Below are 11,351 nucleotides of genomic sequence, written 5' to 3' on the forward strand. Positions count from 1 at the left end.
GGCTTTATTTTAAAGGCAATTTAACTTTAAAAACTTGGTCTGCGTCTCTAATAACGATATTTTTTTTCATTAATATTTGGTAGCGCTTGTCCAGATTTACAAGACCATTGCCCGTGCTATCAACAAAAGTAGTCCTAGGCTTTATAGTATTTTCTACAATTAAAAAATCTTCTTCCAAATACACTTTTACTAATAACGGATTTAATTTTGAGATCTCGTTGTGCTTAACCGCGTTTTCTACCAATAACTGCAAGGCCATGGCGGGTAATCTTCTACTTAATACCTTTTCATCTAAATCAATTTCAATCTGAAAACGCTCCCTGTATCTGGTTTTAATGAGGAAAATATAACTTTCTAAAAACTTGAGTTCGTCCGCTAAAGTCACTAAATCTTCGGTACCACTTTGCAGTATATAACGGTACATAAAAGATAGTTTATTTACAAAGGTTGTAGCTTCCTTATTCTCTCTTACCAAGGAATTTAATGAATTAAGTGAGTTAAACAAAAAATGAGGGTTTATTTGATTTTTTAATGCTGTAAGTTCATTTTTCAAACTCTGTTGCCTTAACTCCTCCTTCTCTTTTAAGTTTATTTCTCGTTCCATTTGAAGCCTAATAATTCTTGAAACAAAAACAACAATTACCATAATTACCGCATAGACCATGTGCAAAATTGCATCGGCTACATCTGTAATCACCTGACCTGTAAGCCATTCATCTAAATAAATAAAGGCATGCACAGCACCAATAAATAGCGCTACATTTACAAAAACTCGTATAAGTATTCTTAAGGTAAGACTTATTTTAGAGTAAAGCAGCTTCCAGTTGGTGTTAATCTGTAATAACAACCAAGAATAAGTTGCTATAAAAACTAACCTTAAGATTATATCTTTTACTGTAATTTCCGGAAAAGAATTGGACCAACTCCCCCCAATTACTTCGTACAGCGCCAGCACTCTGGGAAGGTTTATTAAAAACGAAATTAATACGGCTATACCTAGTATTAAAGATTGTTTTGCACTTCTATAATATAGTATATTGTCTTTGGTCATGGTTATGCTTAGATACACAGCTAAGATAATTAATAGGTTTTATTAAACAAGAAAAGAGACTGCCATACCCCGTAGACAGTCTCTTAAGAAATTGCTATTAATCACTTTTCGGGGCAAAAGGGCTCTTAAAGCTCTTCTTCTACTTCAAAGAGTTCTATATCCTCAATTTTTAAAACCTCGATTGTTGGTATCTCTCCAAAAATCTCTTCAAACATCATAGATGTTTCAAAATCTAATTGTTTTTCTAAGTCTAATCCCTCAACTGGATTAAAATCAGCAGGCAAATATTCTTTGGTATCAAAACCTAGTTTCACTTCTTCTTCAAGCTCGTATACTTCTATATCTCTTACCCTCAAAGTTTTTCCTTTTTTTGGATTATCACCATCAAAGTTCACATAGCTACTGCCATTTAATTTATTAATAGTTGTTCTTTGTTTTACCAATTCATCTTTATTACTTGCCATCATCAACGATGTACTTAATAATACTGCCATAAGGGCCATTCCTATTCTTTTCATAATTATATTTTTATGGTTTATGAATCATTTACACTTCAAAAATACGCGCAACTTCAATCATTTTTTATCAATTTTTAAGTGAAGTGACCTTATTGAGAAGTGAACACAACGATCCTTCATTTGAAGCAATTACGTTAAAATTGAACGAGTAAAAACCTTGCTTAACTTCACAAAAAAACTGCTACAACACCTTTAGTACTGCAGCAGTCAATCAAATAAATCTAGCAATAAAACTAACCTACTATTATCTTACTTATGTTTTTTGAGAACTCTTTTGACATGGCTCCTAAGGTTTCAGGGTTATCTACCTGTGTTGTAATAACCGACACCAATTGCTCTTCATCGGGCAATGTCAAATCATAGGTCACTGTTTCTAAAATATATTTTTTATTCGTTGATGTTACGCTAGAAATAGGCGTTGAGTTTATATAAAACGAATTATAATACCCATAAAACCCATACCCTCTATAATACCACGGATGCCCATACATATGAACATTTGTCCCGCTTGAAGTATTAGTTTGAACGTATTCTTCAACACTTTTAAGCGCCGTGAGAACAACCAATTCAACATCTTCTGACCTCAATTTTTCTTTAACTGTTTTCAAAGCCTCGCCTTCTAATTTCTGAGATAACTCTTTATTAGAAAGCATTTTAAAACTCTCTGAAGCTTTTGCGTCAGCTAGTTTTAAATGCTGAACTAAATCTGTTTCAAATTGTACACGCTGTACATGATCATCTACTTTGGTTACTACCAAAACATTCTTGTTTTGAACATTTATTGGCTTATTGCTGTTCCAAACATTTACCACTTTTACTGGGGAACAACTAAAAATTACTACTGATAATATTAGTGCCCCAAAAATTTTGAACACCCTTTTCATACCTATTATATTTTGTTTTACAATTCTTAAATGAATAAAAAAGACTCTTCATTATTCTCATGAATTGAATAAACCTCTCTTAATTCATAAGAATCCTCATTACTACGAGTTTTCCAGTTTACCAATAATTGAATTTGCTCTAATATAAATCTATATACTTTCATAGCTCTATGTTTTTATCGTTTAACTTATTGCCCACTCAAATGTAATATCTACTTTGCTTTTTTGTGGTATAGGAGTATGTAGATCGACCTAATTAAAGGCTGAAATAGCCTGTATTGAAAATGGAATGACAAACACCCGTAATTTCCCGGAGCTTCTGGAATAAAAAAACTGCTAAAGTCTCTCTCTTTAGCAGCTACAAACTAAACAATCTCAATTTTTTCTAATTCATAAATTGTTATATAAATAACATGGAATCATCGCATGTTTCATTTATATTTTCAACCTGATTAGAATCATTAAAAATGTCGTTTTCAATATTGCTCCAATCGACTATAAATTGTTTTCTAAATATGTTTTTTACTCTTTTCATAACCTTATCTTTTGATTCCTTTTAATTACCATTTCAAATATAGAATCAAAGACTATTTTATAGGTATATAAATGCTTGAAACGTCTCATATCATATCTCGACTATGCTTTAAGTAAAGTGAACTGTATTTTAAATTAGGACATAAAAAATGCCTGATGTATTTGCTTTTTTAATACATCAGGCATGTAGTATAGTAGCTAATACTGTCTACACTAATTTTGTTCTTGCGCGTTTAGTCTTGTATTAACACTGTAAACAATTTTATGAATATTTTCAAGGTGCATAACGTACTCTTCCTCGTTTAAAATATCTTTAACCTCCGCGTTCATTTTGGTTATCGACTCAGAGAATTTGGTCTTTACTTCCTCATTAGTGTTTCCTTGGTCCTTATCATTTAAGCGCATTATCTTTGATACATATTTTAATATTATTTGGTCATAAGCTTCCAACTTTTCTTCTGAAAGCTTCATGGCATCGACGCCGCTTCTAAATTCCAATTGTAAATTATCATATTCATCTGGCGTGTATATTTTCACTTTATTCTTCTCTCTTTCTTTTTGTTTTTCGGTTAAGTTTTGAGCACCCAAATTAATAGCAAATAGTAAGCAGATTACAAGAGGCAAATGTTTCATAAGATTTGATATTTATAGATTAAACAACGAAAGTAATACTTTATTAATTAAGTTTAATTTATCACTTTTTGTTTCTGGTATGAAATATGTATTTTTCAACAACCACAGTCGTTACTATGATAATATAAAACTGCCCCAAAACACCAATTAACACAGAAGCCTTTTGTGCAATAGGGGTTAATGGAACCACATCCCCATAGCCAATACTAAGCAAAGTGATATAGCTAAAATAAAGTAAGGAATCTACTTTATTGGAAAACTTGTTGCCGTACATAAGCAATCCCTTAAACGAATCTGGTGTATATATTTCAATACTTAAAAAAATAAAAAATGCTATGAGTCCAATAGAAAGATAACCGCTCATAAGTCCAATAATAACATTCCTATTAACAGATGTTGTTTTCAAGACCTGCCTTACAATTTCGATTGAAATAATAATATAAAAGAGAAAATAAATTGTAAATCTAGTATAGGATAGATAATTGTTACTTGTTTGTTTAAAAAAGGTTACGCCAAATAAAATGAGTAACACCAAAAACAAAACAATAAGCACCCTTCCCAACTGTTTCTTTTTTGACACCAATACCAGACCAAAAAAAATATTTAGCAAAAATAACGCTGGCATCACCAGTTCATCAAATAAATCAACCGGCATAACAAGTGAGCCAAATAGAATAGCCAACTGACTAAAAAAGAATAGCTCATATCTAATTTCATAAAGCTTTGCGTACATTGGATTCATTCTACCTCAAAGACCTCTTTAATGAATTATTAATTTAAAGATTTAAGCTAAAGCCAAAAGAAAACCTTAAGCCTTCAACACTATTGAACAAGTTAAACGTTCCAGATATTTTTTCTGCTGCAGTCACCCAAAACCCACCGCCATAATCGTTGTGCCAAGTATTGGAAGATTCGCCGCTAAGCCACACTCTACCAACATCGCCTCCGGCAAAAACACCTATTTGAAATGGAATAAAAGATGTCCTGAATGAAGGAAAACTAAATCTTAAATCTGCACTCCCAACAAGTGCATTTTTACCTGTAAAACGCTCTGTACGATACCCTCTTAAACCATTATTTCCACCAATATTAGCCGCTTGGTAAAACACCAGATCGTTACCAAACCGCCATTGCGTTCTTAAGTCTGTTTTTAACACCAACCTTCTGTTTTTTGAAATGGCATTATAAAATCCGATATCGGAATTTATGTAACCATAGGTATACTCAGTATTCTCAAATTCTGTTTTACCGCCTAAATTAAACATAAAGTTCATTCCTCTTGTTGGGTTCAACCTGTCATCATAACTGGTATAATTAAAAAGAGCTTCAATTCCTCCAAAATAACGTCTTTTGTAAAAATCTGTATTCGATGGTGGAACAACGTCGGTAATAAATCGCCCCTCCGTATCCCCTACCTGAATACCATCGAGTAGGGCTTTAAACGATAAGTCGCTTCCATAATTCCCTCGCCTTACAACTCCAAAGTTAATGGATCGAATACTTTGCTTCACCCTGTTATAATCTAAACCTAAATCATCATCAATGTTTATGGTTTCATTTCCAAAACCAAAAAAGTTATTCGCAAAATTTTCGGTAGTAAATAATCCTCCCACCTGAAAGTTCCATGTTTTAAAAACATTGGCAAATTCACCGTCGTATTTTAAGGCAAACCCTTTTGTTGCAAAAAAATAACCTCCTCTAAATTTATGTTGGTTTGAAAACGGATTTCTCTGAAAACCGTTTTTTGTTCTCACTATAGAAGCTCCCACAGAAACCCCATCGTCTGGGTTAAAACCAATAGCTGGACTAATGGTTGTTGAAGTCATAATATTCTTAGTAAAATCAAAAAGGTTTAAATTATAAACATCGGTAAAATTAATGTTGACTCCTTTATTCTCCAATACAGTATTTTTTTTACTTTGATGGTCATAAATTTTTATAGCTCTACCACTACTTACTTTGTACGTATCATTATTTTGCCCTCCTATTATTCTTATAAATATAGGCTTGTCTGCTTTACCTGTTACCTCAAAAACATCCTTGTCATCTAAGCCATAAATCCATATCTCTTTAGTTACATCCTTATTAAAAGTTCTATCCAGAATTACCTCTGCTTTTTCGCCATTCTTTATTCTTGAAATCTTAACATGTGTTTGTTTGCTTCCATCTCTAGATATTTCAATAAAATCATCTTTATCAGTACTTGTTAAGATGACTAACTTATTAACGATTTCATAATACCTTTCAGCAATATCTATCATGTTGGCACGCCTTCCTCTTAATTTTTTCTTAATATCGGCTATATCCTGATCTTGAACTTCTAATGGTATTTTAGAGAAAGCTTTCTCTATAACTTCATCAGTTATGTTTTCTTGAAGAAACTTGGCATGTTCTATCCATTGAGCTTTAGTGGCCTTTTGAATCAAAATTCGATCTAACTTGATGCCATCGGTATTCATTCTTTCAACATCTTTTAGCTCTTCATCATATTCCTGTAACTCTCTTGTTGTTCCAGAAAGGTTTCTCAAAACATCTAACAATACCCCATCAAAATTACTATAAACCTGATCTCTATCCCTCGGGATTGGTTTATAATATTTATCACCATTCTCATGATTAAACTGGGCCCAGCGCCATTGGTCCTGGTGCCTATCCCAATCCCCTATAAGCATATCAAATAACCGCGCTCTTATAAAAGCATCTTCATCTATCTTATACTTCTCATCTTTTCTTATTTTTTGAATAACATCATGTGTGCTTTCTATATCATCAGCAAAATCAAACAAAGCGGTACCAGCATAGTTCTTTTCTGGTCTTTCTTCAATTAGATATAATTCGTTTCCATATTCATTATTAAACACCCCTAATTCCTTATGTTTAGGAACATAATATAATCTAGGATTGGTATGAAAAACCTCAGCAGCTTCAGATAGGTCAGGAACAGTGGCAAAAGCATATGGATGCGCCGAAGTATAAAAATCTAGAATAAAACTTTCTACTGAAGTCCTTTGAAAATCGTCTTGTATATACTTGTCTTTGTAAAGAGTTGTTTGTAAAAACTGAGTTGCACTTTTTCTAAGCGCCCTCATATTAAATTGTTTCCCATCTTTTGTTCGGAGTCTTAATGATTTGGTTTGATTCCCTCCTCCTTTACGAATAACCTCTAGCCCTCCATAAAGTGTATCTAACGTTGCAACCTTGGCCGTTATTGGTGTACTGTAAGCCTCTCGATAATGATCTCCTAGTATTTTCTCGGCAACCCTAGACACATCTGTTTCATCGGTAGAATAAACAGACACCTCTATGTTTTTTGGAAAACTCGTTGGCAAACTCGTTACATCATAATCCAATTGGGGCTTGAATACCTCTTTGGTATAAATGAGTTTTGGTTGATTGTCATTTTCATTTTCACCAAAATAATTTACCCTTGCACTTCCATCCTTATAAAATACTAATTCAGCGAAGCCCTGTTCTCCTGATGAAAACAATCCATTACTTCCTAAAGTCGCATAAGAAGATTTAGCACCAGATCCAGAAACTACTTGTTTTACATTGCCTTTTTCTACATATTGAAGCGTGTGCTCATGCCCAGATACTAGAACCACATTTTCTCTATTAAAAATAATGGTCTCAATACGCAACATCAACTCATTATACCTTTCGTTAAACCGGTCTTGCATAGACACTCCTCCTTGACTACGTACTTGAGCAACAAAAGACCCTATTCCAGGAAGCGGCACTTTTGAAGACAAAGGGAACAGGTGTTTTTCCCAAGCATATTTACCGCCATGAATACCATTAGTATACATAGGATGATGCATAGCCAAAACAACTTTTTTACCCTGTGCTTTTTTAATTTCTCCCTCTAACTCGGCAAAAAATCTATCGCGCGTCTTAATTTCGCACTTATCATTAATAGTTGGATGTTTATTCCAATTTTCTAAATACCATTCTGTATCTAAAACTATTAATTGAATATCTTGGCTAACGTCTATGCTCTCTAGAGGGCAGCCTTTTTCTGGCAGTAAGGTATGCTTTCCAAGAGCATCTTCTAGATAAGCCTCCTCGCGAGACAACCCTTTTAATCCATTTGAATACCAATCATGATTCCCCGGAATAAAAATAGTTTTACCTTTAAAATTAGAAACAGACATTATTTGAGCATCTAGAGCGTTTTCGGCACTAGCTCTGTTTTTATGATCTCCTTTAGGCATACCTGCTGGATAGATATTATCTCCTAAAAATATCGTGTAATCGCCTTCTGTTTTCTTAGTTTCAATGTGCTTTTTAAAAATGGTTAACCCATCGGACATACCCCCTATAGGCGATTTACCAACATCTCCCAATAAATAAAAAGTCTTAGACGCGCTTATTTCTTCGTCAACTTCCATAATCTCAACTTCCTCTGCGTATTGAGCCTTAGAAGTAGCACAAGAATTAACAACAAAAATGAATAACACTAATAGTGGAATTCTACAAAATTTCATAATTTATAGATAGATAGTTTGATTAAAGATAATCATTTGATTTAATTCCAGGTTAACGCATCTCGCTCTTCCCAATATCTTTTTGGAATGGCCTTAAGACTTTGTAACAGATGCAGGTCTTTTTCTGAAAAACTAAAGTCTTGGGTCTTTATGTTTTGTTTAAGTTGATTTATATTGGACGCACCACTTAATGCATAAGTAGGTTTCAAATTATCGATTACAAAACGCAGGGCTATGGCATCAATACCAACATTGTATTTTCTAGATAACTCATTTAAAATAACATACGAATCCTGATAATTCTTAAATCTACTATTAGGAAAAACTCTACCATTAGCTAAAGCCTCTTTTATAATAACATCTCTGCCATGGTTAAGTATATTTTTTAAAACCTGAAACGTGTCCTGCTCAAAAATGTTGTAGGTTACTTGAAAGCTATCAAATAAAAATTCATTATCAACCTTAATATCTCGAGCAATTGTTATAGTGTCTTTTTGATTCGCACCACTTGTTGAAATCCCAATTTTTAATCCAGTATTCTTTTTTATCTCATGCATCTGTTTTAAAACAGCATCATTACTCAAAATACCACTTTCTAAAGTAGCAGAATGCACTTGATAATATTTTAGTTTTGGTAACATTTCCTTTGAAGCTTCCCACTGTTCTTGAAGCTTTTTTAGCGAATGTTCTTTAATTTCATGTTTACCATGGTAACCAAGTTCCCAATTTGCCACATAGGTATAACCCCATTTTGTACCTAACACAACATCTGGATGTTTTCTAGAATTATTCCATGCCTTTAAAAAGGCTTCTCCTTTGCCGTAAGATGGGGCTGTATCAAAATAACGAATGCCTAATTTATAAGCTTCATCTAAAACGGAAAAGGTATTTTGTTGAAAAGCTTTCTCAGACTTGTCTAAAGATGTATTATCCCTAATATTTATGTATTCTGGTCTGCCTAATGCTGCAAGGCCTAATCCTAGTTTTGTGTTATCACTCATTTGTTTATTAATTCGGTTTCAATAATAGTTTCCGATAGCAAGGTACGATGTACAGGGCATTTTGAAGCAATTTCTTTAAGTTTTGCTTTTTGCGTTTGGTCTAAATCTCCAACAAACCTTAAACGTTTTTGTAAATGATCCATGCGTTTTGGTTCGTCTAAATCTAACATTAAGTCGTCACTATGCTTTTTAGAATAGGTAATGTACGCATAGACTTCTTGCAAATCCCATTTTTTACGTTGGGCATACATCTTTAAAGTCATTACCGTGCATGCCGCTAGTCCTGCACTTAAAAAATCGTATGGCGAAGGTCCAAAATCATCACCACCTATGCTTTGGGGTTCGTCTGCTAAAAATTGATGCTTTTTAGTTTGAATTGCCGTGGTAAAATTGTCTTCATTTAAATTTAAGTGTGCTACCAATTGCTCATCTTTAGTATCTAATATGATATTATCTTGAGGCTCGAAATAACGATCTGCCCAAGTACCTATAACATTACCAACGTATTTACTATCTCTTGAGTTACTAAGCAAATGGTCGGCATCGTCTAAACTGATAAAACTTTTTGGGTGATGCGCATTATGATATAATTCGTGTGCATTATTTATACCTACTGTACCATCAAATGGTGCGTGCATTATCAACAACGGTTTTCTTAAATTCTTGGTGACTTCAGATAAATTAATCTTTCCAAAATCTTCTACAAATTCATGATTAATTTTAAACGGTCTACCTCCAATATTAACCTCCACCAAACCCTTTTGTTTCACTTCTTCGATACCATGCGAAAATAAATGCTTTACATGACTTACTGCTGCAGGCGCTCCAATGGTAGCAACCGCTTTAATATTTTCTAATCGAGATGCCGCAACAATAACGGCTGCACCTCCTAAGGAGTGTCCTACTAATAAAGTTGGTGGTTTATAGTGTTCTGCAATGTAATTATTCACAGCAATTAAGTCATCAACATTAGCCGAAAAATGACTCTCGGCAAACTCACCTTCACTTTGTCCCAGTCCCGTAAAATCGAAACGAATTACTCCAAATCCATGAGACGTTAAGGATCTGCTAATGTTTTTTACTGCAGACAGGTTACTTGTACAAGTAAAGCAATGTGCGAAAACGGCAAAATAATGGGGCTTCTGATCTGCAGGCAGTTCCAAATATGCCTGAAGATTATGACCCTTGGTGTTCCTTATAGTTAGTCTTTCTCGATTCATGGTTAAGGTGCTTTAACTTATTCTGATTGGAGTATTTTGAAAACTTACGAAGTAGTATTTGTAGCTTTGGATTGATAAAACTTTCACAAAATGGCCTTTTGGTATTGGTGTAATAATAATTTTGTATTTGCACTCTTGATGCTTTAAATTTTTCAAATGGCAATACTTGAGTGATGAGTTTATCTTTAAATTGAAATTGCAGTAAATCTAATTGCGATTTTACTGCACTCCCTTGCGCCTCTGAAAAGACATATACAGCAGAACGGTATTTTGTTCGCATAGAATGATTTACTGTACTTTTATGGGTATTCAAATGAATTTCAACTAGGACTGCTATCGAAATTTTAGACATATCAAAATGCACAATCACGGCTTCTGAAAAATCACTATGTTCATCTATAGAGGCTACAAAACCTTGTTCTACTTTTAAAACCCCATGCAGCGATTGAAATACTGCCTCTGTACACCAATGGCAACCGCCTCCAAATCCTATTCGCGAAAGTGTTTTCAAAATTTAAATGGAAAATTAAATAAAAGAATCTTCAAATCGTAAAAAATGACAGGTATAACCATTAGGGTTCTTCACCAAATAATCTTGATGATAGTCTTCTGCTTTCCAAAAGGTAGACCAAGGCTCTAAGCTTGTAACAACTTTATTCTCCCATTTTCCAGATGCATTTACAATAGCAATCATATCTTCAGCTATTTGCTTTTCGTCTTCATTCTGATAAAAAATAGCTGACCGATAACTAGACCCCCTATCGTTTCCTTGTTGATCTAAAGTAGTTGGATTATGCATTCTAAAGAAATAATCAAGTAATAGCTTAAAAGAGGTTTCATTAGGATTGTATGTGATCTCGATGCCTTCGGCATGTCCTGGATGGTTTTTGTATGTAGGATTATCATTCTTACCTCCTTGGTAACCAACTTCTGTATCTATAACCCCTGGGCGCGTTCTAAACAAATCTTCCATTCCCCAAAAACACCCGCCTGCTAAATATGCTTTTTTATAACTACTCATTA

Annotated in this window: 12 protein-coding genes; all 12 read right to left on the minus strand. The window is 33.7% G+C overall.

The genetic code is table 11. From position 1 onward, the window contains the following. Positions 1 to 4: 4 nt before the first annotated feature. Positions 5 to 1,051: a sensor histidine kinase gene (locus E5D58_RS02655; RefSeq protein ID WP_136480269.1), complete on the minus strand. Its 1,047-nt coding sequence runs from the start codon at positions 1,049 to 1,051 to the stop codon at positions 5 to 7. A 125-nt stretch (positions 1,052 to 1,176) separates the two neighbouring features. After that, positions 1,177 to 1,569: a hypothetical protein gene (locus E5D58_RS02660; RefSeq protein ID WP_136480270.1), complete on the minus strand. Its 393-nt coding sequence runs from the start codon at positions 1,567 to 1,569 to the stop codon at positions 1,177 to 1,179. Between the two features lie 233 nt (positions 1,570 to 1,802). Then, a complete protein-coding gene (locus E5D58_RS02665) occupies positions 1,803 to 2,453 on the minus strand; it encodes a hypothetical protein (protein WP_136480271.1) in 651 nt (216 codons plus the stop codon). 26 nt (positions 2,454 to 2,479) lie between these two features. Beyond that, on the minus strand, positions 2,480 to 2,617 hold the full coding sequence (locus E5D58_RS14905) for a hypothetical protein (protein WP_168796611.1): 138 nt from the start codon (positions 2,615 to 2,617) through the stop codon (positions 2,480 to 2,482). A 236-nt stretch (positions 2,618 to 2,853) separates the two neighbouring features. Further along, entirely contained in the window at positions 2,854 to 2,988 is a 135-nt protein-coding gene (locus E5D58_RS15160) for a hypothetical protein (RefSeq protein WP_262710718.1), read from the minus strand. Positions 2,989 to 3,200: 212 nt separating this feature from the next. Further along, positions 3,201 to 3,620 (minus strand): hypothetical protein, encoded by a 420-nt coding sequence (locus E5D58_RS02670; RefSeq protein ID WP_136480272.1) that lies wholly within the window; start codon positions 3,618 to 3,620, stop codon positions 3,201 to 3,203. A gap of 61 nt (positions 3,621 to 3,681) precedes the next feature. After that, complete coding sequence (locus tag E5D58_RS02675) at positions 3,682 to 4,353, minus strand: ion channel (protein WP_168796612.1); 672 nt, start codon at positions 4,351 to 4,353, stop codon at positions 3,682 to 3,684. A gap of 43 nt (positions 4,354 to 4,396) precedes the next feature. Beyond that, on the minus strand, positions 4,397 to 8,107 hold the full coding sequence (locus tag E5D58_RS02680; RefSeq protein ID WP_136480274.1) for a metallophosphoesterase: 3,711 nt from the start codon (positions 8,105 to 8,107) through the stop codon (positions 4,397 to 4,399). A 41-nt stretch (positions 8,108 to 8,148) separates the two neighbouring features. Then, positions 8,149 to 9,108, minus strand: a complete 960-nt coding sequence (locus E5D58_RS02685; protein WP_136480275.1) for an aldo/keto reductase — start codon at positions 9,106 to 9,108, stop codon at positions 8,149 to 8,151. After that, on the minus strand, positions 9,105 to 10,328 hold the full coding sequence (locus tag E5D58_RS02690; RefSeq protein ID WP_136480276.1) for a bifunctional alpha/beta hydrolase/OsmC family protein: 1,224 nt from the start codon (positions 10,326 to 10,328) through the stop codon (positions 9,105 to 9,107). Before E5D58_RS02690 ends, E5D58_RS02685 begins: the two co-directional genes overlap by 4 nt. Beyond that, positions 10,285 to 10,839, minus strand: coding sequence for a peptide-methionine (S)-S-oxide reductase (locus E5D58_RS02695; protein WP_136480277.1), 555 nt, complete (start codon positions 10,837 to 10,839; stop codon positions 10,285 to 10,287). Before E5D58_RS02695 ends, E5D58_RS02690 begins: the two co-directional genes overlap by 44 nt. Positions 10,840 to 10,854: 15 nt before the next feature. Beyond that, positions 10,855 to 11,349, minus strand: coding sequence for a peptide-methionine (S)-S-oxide reductase MsrA (gene msrA, locus E5D58_RS02700; RefSeq protein ID WP_136480278.1), 495 nt, complete (start codon positions 11,347 to 11,349; stop codon positions 10,855 to 10,857). Positions 11,350 to 11,351: the final 2 nt, after the last annotated feature.

It is taken from the genome of Cognatitamlana onchidii (assembly GCF_004804355.1).
Taxonomy (GTDB): Bacteria; Bacteroidota; Bacteroidia; order Flavobacteriales; family Flavobacteriaceae; genus Cognatitamlana; species Cognatitamlana onchidii.